The organism is Nesterenkonia sp. YGD6, assembly GCF_022565895.1.
GTDB lineage: Bacteria > Actinomycetota > Actinomycetes > Actinomycetales > Micrococcaceae > Nesterenkonia.
The window spans coordinates 341252-358382 of sequence record NZ_JAJOYY010000004.1; the positions used below are offsets into that span (position 1 = coordinate 341252).

Here is a 17131-nt window from a genome sequence, read left to right on the forward strand (position 1 = left end):
TCGAGTGCACAGGCGGACACGCCGACTACACTGAAGTCAGAGTTCACCGGGTAGTCACAGTGCACGAATTCGGCTCTTCGCAGATTAGGGTGTACAACCCGTTGGCGTGGTGGTGCGCAGATAGACGTCGAGGCCTTCCGAAGATGGAAGTTCCCAAACTGCCCATCTGAAAGACCTCGACCTAGCCAAGCCTACTTTTTCCATCCCCGATATTGATAGTTTCTGCCTGGTCGACCAGCTCGGACTCACCACCACCGGCCAGCACCTCGAAGAACGCCGAGCCGTCCTGGTATGCCAGGTCCTCCACCACGACCCGTGGTGCTGGGACCGTGGCGCCGAGTGCGTCTCGATCGCCACCGTCGCGCGACGGCTCGCGCACGTGCCGCTGGGCTGGCGGCCCACCACCCTCTTGGTTCCGGTGCGCCGCTACCGGTGCGCTGACTGCGCCCGAGTCTGGCGCCAAGACACCAGCCGCGCCGCGGCACCACGAGCGAACCTCAGCCGCCACGCGGTGCTCTGAGCGCTGAAGTCATTGGTGATCGACCGCATGTCAATCACCCCGATCGCCGCCGGACTCGGTGCTGCCTGGCACAGGGTCAACGCCGCGGTCTTCGCTGCCGGAGCGAAGCTGTTGATCAATGACTCGGCCCGTTCCAACGGGCTCACCGTGCTCAGCGTTGATGAACACTGTTGGCGCCACACCGGTCCGGGCAGTCACTTCGTGACCGTGATCATCGACCTGACCCCGTGCCGCAACGGCACGGGACGGCGCGGCTGAGGGACATGGTTCCGGGCGTTTCCAAGCAGGTGTTCAAGATCTGGCTCGACGCCCAGTACAAGCAGTTCCGGAACGGGATCGAGGTGGTGGCCATGGACGGGTTTACTTAGTTCAAGACCGCCGCCGCCGAAAAGCTCCCGCGGGCAACTGCGGTGATGGACCCGTTCCATGCGGTCGCTCTGGCCGGTGATGCGCTGGATCGGTGCCGGCAGTGGGTCCAGCAGGACACTCTGGTGCACCGGGGCGTTCTGGTGAGCCGCTCTAAGGGACCCGTAGGACGCTTCGGACCGGCGTTGATCTACTCACCGAGAAGCAGCATCAGCGGCTGAAGAAAGCATTCACAGAGGATGAACATGTCGAGGTCGAAGCGACCTGGAGGATCTATCAAAAGATCGTCGCCGCCTACCGAAACCCCTCGAAGAATGAGTACAAGGAGCATCTGCAGGCGGTGATCGGCTCACTGCGGCCGGCGGTGCCGCATCGCTTGCATGAGCTGATCAGTCTGGGCCGAACCTTCAACCGCCGGGCTGCTGACATCATGGCCTACTTCAACAGGCCCGGCACCTCAAACGGCCCAACAGAAGCTTCAACGGCAAGCTCAAGCATCTGCGTGGCACCGCTCTGGGGTTCCGCAATCTCGCCCACTACATCACCAGATCACTGCTGGACACTGGAGGCTTCAGACCGTTCCTACACCCTCATCTGCGATGAGCCACGAATCCCTGGCTCACTTCGAGCCAACGAACAGAACTCTTTCACTGCCAGACGAGAACCCGACTTCTTGCAACGTTTGAATTTCAAAACAAGAATTTGATGCGGGGTTCCAAGCTGGCTGACTCGCATCAAATTCTCGGTCGAGAGCACCTCCCCTCTAGGTGTCACTACCTAGGCGCCTCGACCAGCGAGACAAATTCTCGACAGAACCGACCCCCGCATCGCTTAGCAACTTCCCCGCTCGCGGAGGGGGACGTTGCACATGAGGAGCAAAGCGCTCAGTCTTTTAGCGCGCTTCAACCCGTCGCGAGAGGAGGTTCGCCGCCCAAACTTTGGAAGGTACACGGCCCCTTTTCACCAGCATCCAGTCGCCGCGTCGACCGAGCCGCTTGAAATTCTGGTCCACGACCGCAAATTAGATGTGCGATACGGGGCCATATTCCACGTCCGCAACATGATCAAGGGAAACCGACCACCTAGCGTGCCAGGCTCCAATGCCGCGCGCAATACATACATGGGCTTCAGACAGCCCCAGGAGTCCGAAAATGAGGACGTTCTGTGGCACTCTCCAACTCATTGCGTCTCAGCCGACCTTGGTTGAACAGTCCGGAGTCGGTATGTCGGACCAGACGGTACATCGCGATTGGATTCGTGACAAGGTATCGCCCTAGAAGGCGCTTCGGATCCTGGGATGCTCTGAACAGCCATTCCAAACTCGCCGCCTGCATCCATTTGGGGGCTCTGGGAGAGTCACCAGTCAGGAAAGAGTACAATCCCCCGCACGTCTTGACCCATGTAACTCCACCCAGAAGTTCTTGGTTCATGACGCTCCAGTATTCTTGCCGCGGCTTTCCAAGACCGACCCAGAGAACATCCGCTCCACTGGCCCGGATATCGGCACACACTGTTACCGAATCCTCATCCTCGAAGTAACCGTGATGAGCACCGGCGATCCTAAGGCTGGGATACTGATGTCGTACCGCCGCTACTACGTCTGAGTTTTGTTTCTCACTACCACCGAGCATGTAGAAACTCAGTCCCGCGGCGGTGGCAGCTTCCGCAGCATCGTGAAAGAAATCAGTAGTGGAGACTCTTTCCGGTAGAACAGTCCTCGTCAAATGCGAGGCCAACACTACAGGCATCCCGTCCGCATGGATCCAGTCAGCTTTCATCATCGCTGCACGGAACCGGTCATTGTTCCATGTCAGAGCGAGACCCTGTCCATTTGATGAGAAAACCAACTTAGGAGGGACCCGACCTTCCGAGTCATGGTTCACCGCCGCGTCCCTAACCATCAGCTGAGCAAGTTGGCGGCGGGTGGTTTGTACTGTGGGCAAACCACCGAGTACAACCGTCTTCGGTGCGAGATCAGGAGCCATGGATATTCGCTTCCAGGCGACGAGAAGCATCTTTCGACGCCTTGTAACGGCTGTGCCAATCGACAAACTCGGAAATGCCGTCTTCTAACCGTGTTCCAGGACGGAAACCCGTGAGACTTTCGAGCAGGCGATAGTCTGCGAACGTCTCTGGAACGTCACCATTCGGACGAGCCTTGAATACCTTCTGCGCAGTAGTCCCCATCACCTGCTCAAGAACCTCTATGAACGTGCGAAGTTCAACCGGCCGTCCGCCGGAGATATTCACGCTGCGCCAAGGGGCGACTGGCGAAATGGAGTCACCGGAGGGGCTCAACGAATACTCACCTGCGCGCGGCACCGCAGAGGTTAATCTCGAGATTGCTTCGATCAGATCATCGACGTAAGTGAAGTCACGCTTCATGAGCCCGTCGCCGTACACCTCAATAGGCTGCCCTGAAGATATCAACTCAGTGAATTTGAAAAGTGCCATATCCGGACGGCCCCAAGGACCGTAGACCGTAAAGAATCGGAAACAAGTCACGGGAAGGTCGTATAAATGTGAGTACGAATGACTCATGTCCTCGGTAGCCTTTTTTGTGGCTCCGTAGAAAGACATGGGAAAGTCAGTGCGATCGACTTCGGCATAGGGTTGCACGGCATTTCCGCCGTAGACCGAGGAAGATGACGCTACGAGGGTGTGCTTGGGTCGTAGTTCCCTGACCAGCTCCAGTACGTTAAAAGTGCCGATGAGATTGGACGAAACATACTCGCGTGGCGCCTCAAGGGCGTAGCGAACTCCCGCTTGTGCAGCCAGATGCAAAACGATGTCAGGCTGAAAATTCGCGACCTCGCTTAAAAGATGCTCGTAGTCAACCAGATCTACCTTGGAAAACCAGAACTTGTCAAACAGTTCGAGCTCGGACTTGCGGGTCAGCTTGAGGTTTTTGTCGTAATAGTCACTAAGGTTATCGACCCCAAAGACTTCATGCCCGTCCTCTAGGAATCTCTTAGACGCGTGGAATCCGACGAAGCCTGCTGCGCCAGTGACTAGTACTCTCATTTTCGACTTCCATTTCTAAATAATAGGATGCGACAACTTGCAGTATAAACTAATAAGGAAAGATTTAATATGCCCCTGCGCCATGGAAAACTGCTCTTCCTGTCCGCCATAAAATTGCGAGGTCTCCAGTAAGCGACCAGTTCTCCACGTAGTAAAGATCGAGTCGCACAGCCTCATCCCATGGCAGGTCGGACCTGCCACTGACTTGCCACAATCCCGTAATGCCCGGCTTAACGAGAAACCTCCGATGAACATGGTGCTCGTACTGAGCGACTTCTCTTGCGAGAGACGGTCTGGGACCGACCAGCGACATACTGCCCATCAGAACATTGAATACTTGCGGAAGCTCATCGATGCTGAAACGCCGTATGAAGCGACCAACGTCCGTAATGCGGGGATCGTCTTTCATCTTGAACAGAATATTGTCCGGATCGAGTCGATCCGCAGTGTCCAGCTGGGCCAGGAGCTGCTCAGCGTTGTGGCGCATCGATCGGAATTTGAGCATTCGGAACTCTTCCCCATCGAGACCGATTCGATGCTGCTTAAAGAGGACCGGGCCCGGGGATGTGGCCTTAACCGTGATGGCAACTGCAGCCATCGGCAGTGCTAGCAAGACAATGATGAATAGAGATCCCACGATGTCGAAGGAGCGTTTCATCGCTGCCCGTAAGCCGGTGTAGCGCGGTGTCTCCACATGCATCAGGGGCAACCCCGCCACAGGGCGGCTATGGATGCGAGGGCCGCTAACGTCGGTGAGGCTTGGCGCCATGACAAGGGAGTACTCGCCCTTCTCAAGCTCCCAACTCAACTCTCGAACCCTCTGCGGGTCGAGGTGGTCCGCTCCCGTGATAATCGCGGTATCTGCTCCAATGGTGTCCATAGCCTCTCGGACGCCATCGAAATCACTGATGACCGGGACGTTGCCAATGGCGAGCACGCCACTATCTTTGGGGCTCTGTGCCAGAGCGGCCCCCACCACGTTGTAACCGGCCCAGGGTTGCTTCGCCAACTCATCCGCGATGTGGCGGATCGACGACCGTGAGCCGACCAGTACAACCTGATTTGAGTAGTCCCCGCGGGTGCGGTGCTTCTTCAACCACTGGCGCCAGGCCAGTCGAACGAGCAGCAACCCTACTATGCCTATTGCGAAGGTAAGGAGGAGGTATCCGCGAGCGACATCGAGCTTGAGAAGAAACATGATGGTGGCTACTGCGGCGAACAGACCGATTCCGCTGTCCGTGATCTTGCGATATTCGGTGTGGCCTACGCCCATCACTCGGGAGTCAACACTTCCCACCGAAACGAGAACCACCATCCAGAGAACGAGTATCGCGCCGGAAACTATGCCATAACTGACCTCGCCGCCGTACTCGTTTCCCGAGCTTGCGGGAAAACCGAAGTTTGCCGTGTCGTCGAAGCCAAGCCAGAAAAGGTGAATGGTGCCAATGACGAGCGCGAGGACAAGGAAGTCAGTAGTGAGCAGACGCGCTGCGTACCGCTTCTGCCACACTCGACGAGGCAAGTGGCCCTCGGTCACAGTCTGAATGCCGGTGTAGGTGACGTTTATGTCAGGAGCCTCTGTGGCGCTCATCAGTCGAAACTCCTTCTGAGGTTTCGGGGATCGATCGCCGCGCTCCATCGCCCATCGGAGCCGCTGAGCGCCACAACAGCGCTCACGCCGCGCTGAGACCACTCGGTGCTGTCAGGCGAAACACTCCATACCGATCCGTTACGGGAGACCACGGAGGCGTCACCACCCACTGAGTTGGATACAACTTTTTCTTCCTGAGTCCAGGAAACTCCGAAGTTGAACTTGCGCGCGCCTTGAGATTCACAGTCAGCTCCGGAGGCGATCGCAGACTGGTCGGTTGTGTAGTCAGAGCCTGACACCCAGAGTGGGCGTCCTAGATTCTCCTCCGAGGGATATGCCGCACGCCCAATCTCACCTACGTCCATGGAGAGATCGAGGGATCCATGTTCATCGCAGGCGCCCCCTTCAGAACGCGAGGCCACGGTGTCGCTTGCGACTGCCAGGAGGCGTGGTGCGTTCTGCATTGCGTCGGCGTTGGGGTCAGGTTCGGCATCTTCCGAGGCATCCGCAGCACGCCTGCGGCTGGGGGTTCTCGTCGTGCCGCTCACGTTCTGACTCGCTGGGCCAGGCTCACCGCGGCTCGCTGGGTGCGATCGAGCGCTTCGACGATCTGGCGCGCTGATTCCGCGTAGGTCTCCTCCGAGCGGCGGTATGGGTCCACCACGTCAGCTGGAGCCCCACCCTCTAGGGATAGGAACCCCCGGCGCGCTGATGCCCACTTCACGGCGCTTCGCAGTTTGTCTGCCGCGTCCAAAGAGGAGAACTCCGCCGTCGGCGGCAGGGGATTCTGCTCCGCGCTCTCCAGCAGCGCCGCGAACTCGGTGAGCATGAAGGTATTCCGTGACGCGCGCGGCAGCAGCCGTACCGCCGCGCTCCGATGCTTGGCCGCCATGGCCAGGACGAGATCTGCTGCTCTCACGTGTTCGGCCGTCAGCTGGCGCGCCGCGTGGTCCGCGGGGGCCCCACCATGGCGCGCGGAAAGCGCCGCGGCCTCTGCGGGCATACCGGACCCGACCATGGCTCCTGTTCCGGCGCTTTCCACCACAACCACTGATTCAAGCTCCGGGAAGCTCTCGGCAACCGTGGCGCGGATAAGCTGCTCGGCCTGGGCGGAGCGGCAGATGTTTCCGGTACAGACCACGAGGATGCGGAAGGGGTCCGACATCGCTCAGGCCTTTCCATCTTCTTCATAGGTATACGCGTAGCCGTAGAGGCCATAGCCGTAGGCGTCAGGGCCCTTGGTGGGAAGCATGGTGGGAACAACGCCGAAGAGTTTGGCTCCGACGCTCTCCAGGGAGCTGATGGATCTGGTGAACCGCTGGCGCGTTGTCTTTCCCGCAGCGACCACCATGATGGCGCCGGTTGCACGTGTGGCGAGCACTGCAGCATCTGTGACGGCAAGCGGCGGCGCATCGATCAGCACGACGTCGAACTGGTCCTCCACGAAACGCAGCAGCGCGTCCATGCTGGGCGAACCGAGAAGTTCACTGGGGTTCGGAGGGATGTCTCCGGCGGGAAGCACCGCAAGGTCATGGGGACCCCAGTACTGGACGACGTCTGCGAGGTCCACCTTGCCGATCAGCACGTTGGTCAGACCCACCGCGCCTTCGAGCCCGAAGTAATCGGCAACTCTGGGCCGGCGGAGATCGGCGTCGATCACCAGTACCCTTTGGCCCGCCTCCTGCATGGTGATGGCGAGGTTGGCGACTGTGGTGGACTTGCCCTCACCCTGGATGGACGAGGTGATGACGAAGCTGCGCCTGGATTCTCCCACCTCAAGGAACTGGAGGTTTGTGCGCAGGGTTCTGAAGGACTCCGCACGGGGGCTCTTCGGGTCGACCTGGACCACCAGAGGACGCTTCTGGGCCTCGGGGTCATAGGTGATGCCTCCCAGAACGGGAGTGTCAGTGATCGCTGAGATGTCATGCTCACCGCGGATCTTGGTGTCCAGAACTTCACGCAACACGGCGATGCCCACGCCAAGGGCCATCCCGACGAGGAATCCGAGAGCGAGGTTGAGCGGTATCCGAGGGGCGACGGGGGATTCTGGTGCCACGGCCTCTTGAAGCACTTCCACGGTGACCGGGCTGTCCTCACCGGATGAACCTGGCGTGATCTCCCCGACTACGCCGATCAGGTTCTCAGTCACAGAGTTCGCGATGTCGGCTGCCAGCCTGGGGTCTTCATCTGTCGCGGTGATCTGCATGAGCACCGTATTGGGGTCAGTGGACACCGCGACAGATCCTGCCAGTTCGGCCGGCGTCTGCTGGAGCCCCAGGTCATCGATCACCGGTTGGAGCACGCGCGGGGTCGTGGTCACCTGGACGAAGCTCTCGACGATCTGCTGGGTATAGGTGGTGCCCTGGCCCAGCTCCGCCACCGTAGACGCGGAATCCGTGGAGACATACACCCTGGTCCCGGCCTCGTACTGGGGGCTCTGGAGCATCGAGTACGTAGCCGCGGCACCGATGCCGGCGAGGGTCGCCAGCACGATGATCAGCCATCCGCGATGGAGGATCCTTAAATATTCACGCAATTCCACGTACTGCTGTCCCCCAAAGTCCCACTGATATGACCTACGTCAGCATAAGGGATTCTCAGCAAAAACTCAGACTCTGATTGAACGTATTCAGGATCTGAGACGTAGCACGCGTCTGTCACATTTGATCGTGGCCGGCGTTCTGCATCTGCCGGAGCTCCTTCTTCAGCTCCCCGATCTCATCGCGGAGCCGGGCTGCCACCTCAAAGTTCAGCTCCTCGGCGGCGTGATGCATCTGGGCGGTGAGCTGGGCAATCAGGTCGGTGAGGTCCTTGGCCGGGGTCTGCGCCGCGAGTGACTTGCCGGAGCGCTTCTTCCCGGTGCTGTCCTCCCCGTCCTCGCTGTCGAAGCTGGTGTAACCGCGGTGGCCCTTCCCGAACTGGAAGCCGGTGGCCAGGCCACCCATCCCCTGCAGCAGCTCGGCGGTGTCGGCATCTTCGCGGGCCAGCTGGTCCGTGATGTCGGCGATCTTCTTCTGCAGCGGGGTGGGGTCGATCCCATGTTCGGTGTTGTAGTCGATCTGGCGCTGCCGGCGGCGGTCGGTCTCATCGATCGCGCGGCGCATCGAATCGGTGATCCGGTCCGCGTACATGTGAACCTCGCCGGAGACGTTGCGGGCGGCACGGCCGATGGTCTGGATCAGCGAAGTCGTGGAACGCAGGAACCCTTCCTTGTCCGCATCCAGGATCGCGACCATCGAGACCTCGGGGAGGTCCAGGCCCTCACGGAGCAGGTTGATCCCGACCACCACGTCATGGACGCCGCGACGCAGATCACGCAGGATCTCGATCCGCTTGAGCGTATCCACGTCCGAGTGCAGGTACTCCACCTTGATGCCGTTCTCCAGCATGTACTCGGTGAGATCCTCGGCCATCCGCTTGGTCAGCGTGGTGACCAGCACCCGTTCGTTCTTCGCGGTCCGGGTGCGGATCTCCCCCAGCAGGTCATCGATCTGACCCTTGGTCTTCTTGATCACGATCTGCGGGTCCACCAGGCCGGTGGGACGGATGATCTGCTCCACCACACCATCGGCCTGGTCAAGCTCGTAGCGCCCGGGCGTGGCCGAGAGGTAGACCGTCTGTCCGATGCGCTCGAGGAACTCGTCCCACTTCAGCGGCCGGTTGTCCATGGCGGAGGGCAGCCGGAACCCGTGGTCCACCAGGGTGCGCTTGCGCGACATGTCACCTTCATACATGCCGCCGATCTGCGGGATGGTGGCATGGGACTCGTCGACGATCAGCAGGTAGTCGTCCGGGAAGTAGTCCAGCAGGCAGTGCGAGGCGGAACCGGGGCCGCGCCCGTCGATGTGCCGGGAGTAGTTCTCGATGCCGTTGCAGAAGCCCATCTGCTGCATCATCTCGAGGTCATAGGTGGTGCGCATCCGCAGTCGCTGGGCCTCCAGCAGCTTGTCCTGGGATTCCAGCTCGGCCAGGCGGTCGCGCAGCTCATCCTCGATCCGCGTGATGGCGCTGGCCATCCGTTCGTCACCGGCGACGTAGTGGCTGGCGGGGAAGATGTACATCTCTTCCTCCTCGCGCACCACGGTGCCGGTCAGCGGGTGCAGGGTGGAGATGGATTCGATCTCGTCGCCGAAGAACTCGATGCGCACCGCGAGCTCCTCATACATCGGGATGATCTCCACGGTGTCCCCGCGGACCCGGAAGGTGCCGCGGTGGAAGTCGGTGTCATTGCGGGCGTACTGCATGCCGACGAAGCGGCGCAGCAGCTCATCGCGCTCGATCTTCTCCCCCACCTCGACCGCGACCATCTGCTTGATGTATTCCTCGGGCGTGCCCAGGCCGTAGATGCAGGAGACGGTGGCGACCACCACCACGTCCCGCCGGGTCAGCAACGCGTTGGTGGCCGAGTGGCGCAGCCGCTCGACCTCCTCATTGACCGAGGAGTCCTTCTCGATGAAGGTGTCCGTCTGCGGCACATAGGCCTCGGGCTGGTAGTAGTCGTAGTAGGAGACGAAGTACTCCACCGCGTTGTTCGGGAGCAGCTCGCGGAACTCGTTCGCCAGCTGCGCGGCCAGGGTCTTGTTCTGCACCATGATCAGCGTGGGCCGCTGCACCTGCTCGACCAGCCAGGCCGCTGTGGCTGACTTGCCGGTCCCGGTGGCGCCCATCAGCACGACGTCCTTCTCGCCACCCTCGATCCGCTCCACCAGCTCGGCGATCGCCTTCGGCTGATCACCCGAGGGTTTGAAGGGGCTGATGACCTCAAAGGGAGCGACGGTGCGGCTGATCTTCTGAGCGAGACTCATAGATCAATGCTACTGCTGGGCGGTGACCCGCCCACGGAGTTTCTCGTACAGCTCATCGACCTGTGCGTGCAGCTCCTCCAGGGTCCCGGAGTTGTCCAGCACGATGTCGGCCACGGCGGTGCGTTCGGCCTCAGACGTCTGCGCGTCGATGCGCGCCTGGGCGTCTTCGGGGCTGGTGTTGCGGTCCCGGACGATCCGGTTCAGCCGCTGCTCCGGCGGCGCGGCGACCACCACGACCACGTCGAACCGGTCCGCCTGTCCGGTCTCCACCAGCAGCGGGATGTCTTCGACCACCACGGCACCCTCGGGAGCCTGGGCGCGCAGCGCATTGCGGGCCTCGCGGACTCGGGGGTGGACGATGGCGTTGAGCCGGGCGCGGGCGTCCTCATCGGCGAAGACGATCTGGCCCAGCGCCTCCCGGTCCAGGGTTCCAGAGTCGGTGAGCACGCCGGGCCCGAAGACTTCGACGACCTCGTGCAGCCCGTCGGTGCCGGGTTCGAGCACCTCCCGGGCCAGGAGGTCGGCGTCGATCACGATAGCGCCATGTTCAGCCAGCCGGTTCGAGACCGCTGACTTGCCCGAGGCGATCCCGCCGGTCAGGCCCACTGAGAGGATTCGATGCATCCCTTGAGTGTAAATGAGACTCACCGGCGCTGATCGTGCGTCAACCATGCTGAACCGAGTATCCGCCCATGAGTTCAGCCCCGATGCTGACCAGATGCTCGGTCACCGTCCTGACGGCGAGACGCTCGTAGCGGTCAGGCCTGCTCAGCGCGACGATGCTTCGGGAGGCGCTGACGCCGACCAGTGGCCGCAGCACTACCCCTGGTGCGGGCCGGGTGCTGAACCTCGGCAACAGGCCGATCCCCGCCCCGGCGCCGACCAGGGATTCCAGCAGGTGATTGTCGCGCAGCCGCAGCGTCCGGTGCACCGGACGCCCGATCAGCTGTTCGATGGCCACCGGGATCGCGTCGAAGGGGTAACCCTCGGGAACCCCGACCCAGTCATGATCGACCACGTCGTGCGGGGTCAGCTCGGTCTTGGTCGCGAGTGCGTGCTCGACGGGCAGCACGACGTCGATGGGTTCCCGGGTGAGCACCGTGTTGATCAGCCCTTCGGCCCCGCGCGGCACGCGTCCGCTGATGCTGTGACTGATCACGATGTCCGCGTCCAGAGCGCGGGCCGCGAAATCTGCCTCGGCGATGTCGAAGTCATCCAGGGTCAGCGTGATGGCGGTGTCGCGCAGCTGGCGCAGCAGCCGCGGCAGCAGCACCTGCCCGGCGCTGGGCAGGGTGCCGATGCTCACCGATCCCCGAGGCTCTCCCGTGGAGGCGTCGAGCCGGGCCTGCACACGGGCCAGGCTGGAGATCACCTCATCGGCGCCCTCGGCGAGCAGCTGCCCGGCCGGGGTCAGCCGCACCCCGCGCGAATCCGGCTCCACCAGCTTCACCGCGAGATCCCGCTCGGCGGTGCGCAGCTGCTGGGAGAGTGCTGAGGGGGTGCGGTGGGTGGCCTTGGCCACCGCGGCCAGGGTGCCGCGGGCGGCGATCTCGCGCAGCAGCTCGAGGTGGCGGGGTTCCAAATGGCGCGCGTGCTGCTGGCTGCGTTCCGAGCTAGAAGATGCCATGTAGGCAACCTACACGCTCAGTGCAGAAGCATTCAGTAGACCTGATCAGTCTTGTGCCGGAGGATGAACCCATGCCCCTGCGTCACACCCTGCTCGCCCTGCTCGTCGCTGTCTTCTGGGGTCTGAACTTCCTGGCCATTCGGATCTCGTTGGATCAGTTTCCGCCGCTGTTCCTGGCCGGGCTGCGCTTCCTGATCCTGGCGCTGCCAGCGCTGCTGTTCGTGCCCTGGCCCGGGGTGAAGATCCGCTACCTGCTCGGCTACGGGCTGGGCTTCGGCACGCTGCAGTTCTTCGGGCTCTACCTAGGGATGGCCGCCGGGTTCCCCACCGGGCTCGCCTCGCTGGTGCTGCAGGCCTCGGCGCCGTTCACCGTGCTGCTCGGCGCCCTGGTGCTCAAGGAGCACATCACCGCGCGGCGGGCGACCGGCGTCGGCGTCGCCGTGCTGGGACTGGGGCTGGTGGGGGTCTCCCGGGGCGTCCTGGACGGGTGGACTCCGTTCCTGCTGGTGCTCTTCGGCGCCTTCGGCTGGGCGCTGGGCAACCTGGCCTCGCGGAAGGCCCAGACCGACCGGCCGATGGCGCTGGTGCTGTGGATGGCTGTGGTCCCACCGATCCCGCTGCTCACGGTGGCTTTCCTGGTGGAGGGGCCTGAGGAGATCGGCGCCGCGCTGGCCACCTCGATCAGCGTCGCGGCGATCCCGGCCTGGTTGGGCCTTAGCTACACGATCCTGTTCGGCACGGTCGCGGGCGCGGGGATCTGGGTCTGGCTGATGCGTCGGCATCCGGCAGGCACCGTCGCCCCGTTCTCGATGTTGGTGCCGGTGGTCGGGATCCTGGCGGCCTGGGTCGCCCTGGGCGAGGTCCCGACCTGGCTGGAGCTCGGCGGCGGGGTGCTGGTGGTCGGCGGGGTCATCTACGCCTCGGTGCGCGGCACTCCCCCGGCGCAGCCCGCGCCACCGCCGGAACCTGGGCCGCTGGAGGATGTGCAAGAAGTGGAACTGGCGCCGGCGTCGAACGCAGAGCCCGAGCCCTCCGCTCAGGAGGAAGTCTCTCGACTCAGGTAATCGACCACCGTCTCGCCGAACTGCTCCTGGGCTTCGGGGGTGAGGTGGAGTCCGTCATTCGTCATTCCCTGGACGAAGCCGCCGTCGGGGCTGCGGAGGAACTCGAGGGCGTCGAAGTACTCCCAGCCCCGGTCCTCGGCGAGGGCCTTCAGCGTTCGGTTGAATTCGCGGCTGGTCGGCGTGGTCTCCCGGTCACGCGGCGGGATCGCGAGCACCACGACATGGTCGGCTGGTGCCTTGGCGACGATCGCATCCAGGCTCGGGGCGGTCTGCTCGAAGGGGACCCCCCGGGCGAGGTCGTTCGTTCCTGTCATCACGAGCAGGACGTCTGCACCCTCGACGTCATCGAGACCCTCTGCCTGCTGGACCGAGGTAGACCCCGCCACTGCCCAACCACCCGCGAAGCGATGACCGGCAGCAAGCACGGTGGACACCCAGGAGTCGTCACCGATCTCCCCCGCGGCGAAGTCGGGCGAGTCCATCTCGGTGTTCGAATCGCCGACGACGACGATGCTCTGTGGTTCGGCCATGTCACGTTCCGGCTGAGCAATGACCATCACCACTGCGCCCACGATGACGGCAGCGGCAATACCCACAGCGGCGATGAGCGCCCCGTCCTTCCAGGTCCGTGGGGTGTTCCGGGGCCTGCGCTTCTGGCTCATGGGCGCTACGTTAGCGCACCCGGTACTCGACTCACCCGCTGACAGGGATGCCCGGCTCTCCCATTGGAGAGCCGGGCATCTCGGTGTCGATCAGCGAACTGCCTCGGCAGGCGCAGATCAGTTCTTCGGGTAGGAGCCGTTCACCTGGGCCGGATCCACGATCGGGACATCCCCGGTGCGGACCCGGTACTGCTCCACGATCGGTGGCTGCTCCACGTGATCCACGTCCGGCGCGTTCTCCGGCTGGGTGCCCTCGTGGTAATCGGGGGCCACCACAGCTTCGGTGAGCGAGCGGTCGGGCTCCTCCATGCGGCGTTCGTACTCCTCCGGAGGCAGCGTCTTGAGCCAGCGGCGGGTGACCAGGAAGCCGACCTCGCCGGCGTCCTCCCGCATCGCCCGGGAGAGGTTGAACATCATGAAGTAGCCCAGGACGAAGAACGGCAGCCCGAGCACCAGGGCGACGTTCTGCAGCGCCTGGAGCCCGCCCTCGCCGGTGGCGGTGAGCAGGATCGCGGCGATGGTGCCGATGGAGATGGTCCAGAAGGCGCGCTGGTGCAGCGGTGAGCGTCCCTCGTAGCCGTTGCACATGTCATCGAGGACCAGTGAGCAGGAGTCCATCGAGGTGATGAAGAAGATGCCCACCAGCATGATCGCGATCGATGAGGTCAGCGTGGCCAGCGGGAACTCGGCGAGGAACGCGAAGAGCGCACCCTCTACGCCGTCGTCGAGCACGGTGTCGACCAGGCCGCCGTCACCGTTGAGCTCGATGTCGAAGGTGCCGGCGCCCCAGATGCCGAACCAGATGATGGTGAACAGCGTCGGCAGTCCCAGCACGCCGGCGACGAACTGGCGCACCGAGCGGCCGCGCGAGATGCGGGCGATGAAGATGCCCACGAACGGCGCCCAGGCCACGGTCCATGCCCAGTAGAAGATGGTCCAGCCGTCCTGCCAGCCGGTGTTGGCGAGGGTGTCGTTCCAGAACGCCAGCTCGGGAAGCATCCGGGCGTAGACGCCGGTCCATTCGATCATGCCGCGCAGCATGAAGACCGTGGGGCCGGTGATCAGCACGAAGAGCAGCAGCCCGATGGCGGTCCAGATGTTGAAGTTCGAGAGCCGCTTGATGCCCTTGTTCACGCCGAGCATCGCGGAGATCGTGGCAATGATGGTGACCACCGCGATGATTATGATGAAGTTCCAGGCCGCATCGCTCACGCCGAGCAGGCGGGCGAGTCCGGCGTGGATCTGCAGGGTGCCCAGGCCGATGGAGACCGCGACGCCGAAGATGGTGCCCACGATCGCGAGAATGTCGATGAACTTGCCGATGGGGCCGTGGATCTTGTCGCCGAGCATCGGCTGGAAGATCGATGACACCCGCGGGGGCAGGTTCCTCTTATAGATGAAGTAGGCGAAGGCCAGGCCGGGCAGAGCGAAGATCGTCCAGGTGTGCAGACCGAAGTGATAGAGCGTGAAGCCCATCGCCTCATTCGCGGCCTCCATGGAGCGTGGCTCTACGCCCATCTGGCCCTCACGGGGCGGGTTGGCGAAGTGGTTGGCAGGCTCGGCCACGGCCCAGAACATCAGGATGGTGCCGATGCCTGCGGCGAAGAGCATGCCGAACCAGGCGATGTTGGAGTGTTCGGGCTCCTCGCCGTCGGCGCCGAGTCTGATCCGGCCGAAGCGTCCGGAGGCGACGAAGATGAGGAAGATCAGGAAGATCGTGACACCGGAGATGTAGAACCATCCGAGGTTGTCGTAGATCCAGCCTGAGCCGGTGCCGAAGAACTCGCCCATGCCGGTGGGCATCAGGAGGGTCAGCACGACGAACGTGATCACGATCGCGGCTGATCCGAAGAAGAGGATCGGGCTGGTGCGCAGCCTGAAGATGTTATGGAGTCGGAGCAGCATCATTGGCCTTTCGTGGGTGTAGTCGCTGCCCGCGCCCGGCAGAGGCAGAACCCTCGGTTCCCTTGCGGGGCACGAGACTGGCGGTCTGACACCTGACAGGCGGGATGATCGTCCCTACGGTATGGAATTTGGGCCGCCGACGCACTTTCGTGAGTCGAATCCTGCGCCGATGGGGCCTGATCTGAGTCCAGCACACTCGAATAATTCCCGGAACGAGCCGCATGCAGTCCCGGCGTCTCATTCCAGTAACGATTCTTGGGGGAAGCTGGTGCTGAGCTGTTCGGGAGCCGTGACAGGGTGATCCTCTAAGCTGGCTCTATGCCTTTTCCCGCGGGTCAGACCCCCGATGTCCAGCCCTCTGAACTCACCCAGAACTTCGATTTCACCCCCATCAGTCCCCCGCCCGAGGCGGTGGACCTGTTGCTGCTCGACACCGCCGCGGCCTGGTGGGCCGACGGCCACCCGCGCGAGGGCGTGCTGATCCTCGATGACCGCTCCGGAGCGCTCACCCTGCCGATCCTGCATTCCCTGATAACCGATGCCGGCAAGCCCGGCGCGGTGTGCGCGAAGGTCGAAGACGCCGTGTCCGCCGTGCGGGTGCTGGCCGACGAGCTCGGCGCGGAGCGTGCGCTGCAGGGCAACGCCCGCCGCGCCGATCTCCCGGCGCCGGTCCCCCAAGAGCTGCCCAGCCTGACCGAGGAGGCGCCCGACGCGTTCACCGGGGTGCACACGGTGCTGATGCACCTGCCCCGGTCTCTGGAGACCCTCAACGACTGGGCCTGGCTGATCCGCGAGCACGCGGCGGCCGACGTCGTCGTGCTGGCCGTGGGCCGGGACAAGCACATGAACCACTCGATGAACCAGGTGCTTCAGAAGCACTTCACCGACGTCTCCGCCGGCCGTGGCCGCTCGAAGTCCCGGGTGCTCACCGCTCGCGGACCGCGCGACGGCGTGCCCACCTCTGCCCCGCGGAAGAACATCCACCAGGTCAGCATCCCCGGGAAGGGCTCCACCGAGCTGACCCTGTGCAGCCTGGGCGCCACCTATGGCGGTACCAAGCTCGATCCCGGAACCCGGCTGATGCTCGAGGCTGTGGAGGCCCACCCGGGGTTCCCCGGTGCCGAGTACGTCATCGACTTCGGCTCCGGCAACGGCACGGTGAGCGCCTTCCTGACGCTGCGGCATCCGCAGCTGAAGGTGATCGCCACCGATCATTCGGCCTCTGCGGTGCAGTCCACCCAGCTCACCGCTGAGGCCAACGGGGTCGCGGACCGGATCGAGACGGTCCGCGATGACGCGCTCTCCCGGTTCGAGGACGCCTCCGCCGAGGTGATCCTGCTCAACCCGCCGTTCCACCAGGGCAACGCGGTGGACCCCGGTGCCGCGAACCGGCTGATCCGGGCCGCGGCACGTGTGCTCGCACCGGGCGGACGGATCTACAGCGTCTGGAACTCCCACCTGAAGCACCGCACGGTGCTCACCAAGGAGGTCGGGCCCACCGAGCAGCTGGCCCGCGATGCGCGGTTCACCGTGACGGTGTCGACGAAGCGCTGACTTAGAAGGCGGC

At 63.2% G+C, this 17131-nt stretch carries 12 protein-coding genes and 1 pseudogene; 3 read left to right on the plus strand and 10 right to left on the minus strand.

The window, feature by feature from the left end:
- Positions 1-166 precede the first annotated feature (166 nt).
- Positions 167-1489, plus strand: a pseudogene (locus LTI14_RS08710) (ISL3 family transposase).
- A gap of 524 nt (positions 1490-2013) precedes the next feature.
- Here the strand turns inward: LTI14_RS08710 and LTI14_RS13335 are convergent.
- The 8 genes from LTI14_RS13335 to LTI14_RS08745 all read right to left on the minus strand — a co-directional run bounded on the left by LTI14_RS13335 (position 2014) and on the right by LTI14_RS08745 (position 11933).
- Positions 2014-2901, minus strand: coding sequence for a WecB/TagA/CpsF family glycosyltransferase (locus LTI14_RS13335; protein WP_446740384.1), 888 nt, complete (start codon positions 2899-2901; stop codon positions 2014-2016).
- On the minus strand, positions 2861-3910 hold the full coding sequence (locus LTI14_RS08715) for an NAD-dependent epimerase/dehydratase family protein (protein WP_241476274.1): 1050 nt from the start codon (positions 3908-3910) through the stop codon (positions 2861-2863). The genes LTI14_RS13335 and LTI14_RS08715 overlap by 41 nt, the downstream gene beginning before the upstream one ends.
- Positions 3911-3974: 64 nt before the next feature.
- Positions 3975-5501, minus strand: coding sequence for a sugar transferase (locus LTI14_RS08720; RefSeq protein ID WP_241476275.1), 1527 nt, complete (start codon positions 5499-5501; stop codon positions 3975-3977).
- 544 nt (positions 5502-6045) lie between these two features.
- Positions 6046-6666, minus strand: a complete 621-nt coding sequence (locus tag LTI14_RS08725; RefSeq protein ID WP_241476276.1) for an arsenate reductase/protein-tyrosine-phosphatase family protein — start codon at positions 6664-6666, stop codon at positions 6046-6048.
- A gap of 3 nt (positions 6667-6669) precedes the next feature.
- Complete coding sequence (locus LTI14_RS08730; RefSeq protein ID WP_241476277.1) at positions 6670-8043, minus strand: polysaccharide biosynthesis tyrosine autokinase; 1374 nt, start codon at positions 8041-8043, stop codon at positions 6670-6672.
- A 115-nt stretch (positions 8044-8158) separates the two neighbouring features.
- Positions 8159-10306 (minus strand): excinuclease ABC subunit UvrB, encoded by a 2148-nt coding sequence (gene uvrB / locus LTI14_RS08735; protein WP_241476278.1) that lies wholly within the window; start codon positions 10304-10306, stop codon positions 8159-8161.
- A gap of 9 nt (positions 10307-10315) precedes the next feature.
- Positions 10316-10930: a dephospho-CoA kinase gene (coaE, locus tag LTI14_RS08740; RefSeq protein ID WP_274616047.1), complete on the minus strand. Its 615-nt coding sequence runs from the start codon at positions 10928-10930 to the stop codon at positions 10316-10318.
- Between the two features lie 40 nt (positions 10931-10970).
- Positions 10971-11933 carry a LysR family transcriptional regulator gene (locus tag LTI14_RS08745; RefSeq protein WP_241476279.1) on the minus strand — a complete coding sequence of 321 codons (963 nt, stop codon included), beginning with the start codon at positions 11931-11933 and terminating at the stop codon, positions 10971-10973.
- A gap of 71 nt (positions 11934-12004) precedes the next feature.
- Between LTI14_RS08745 and LTI14_RS08750 the strand changes: the two genes are divergently transcribed.
- Positions 12005-12997, plus strand: coding sequence for an EamA family transporter (locus tag LTI14_RS08750; protein WP_241476280.1), 993 nt, complete (start codon positions 12005-12007; stop codon positions 12995-12997).
- Here LTI14_RS08750 and LTI14_RS08755 read toward each other — a convergent pair.
- Together LTI14_RS08755 and LTI14_RS08760 are read right to left on the minus strand one after the other, a co-directional pair.
- Positions 12970-13659: an SGNH/GDSL hydrolase family protein gene (locus LTI14_RS08755; protein WP_241476281.1), complete on the minus strand. Its 690-nt coding sequence runs from the start codon at positions 13657-13659 to the stop codon at positions 12970-12972. The two genes, LTI14_RS08750 and LTI14_RS08755, sit on opposite strands and share 28 nt — an antisense overlap.
- 117 nt (positions 13660-13776) lie before the next feature.
- The gene (locus LTI14_RS08760; RefSeq protein ID WP_241465067.1) at positions 13777-15564 is read right to left on the minus strand and encodes a BCCT family transporter; all 1788 of its coding nucleotides are present in this window, start codon (positions 15562-15564) and stop codon (positions 13777-13779) included.
- Positions 15565-15882: 318 nt separating this feature from the next.
- On the opposite strand from LTI14_RS08760, the gene LTI14_RS08765 reads away from it, so the two are divergent.
- Entirely contained in the window at positions 15883-17118 is a 1236-nt protein-coding gene (locus tag LTI14_RS08765; protein WP_241476282.1) for a class I SAM-dependent methyltransferase, read from the plus strand.
- Positions 17119-17131: the final 13 nt, after the last annotated feature.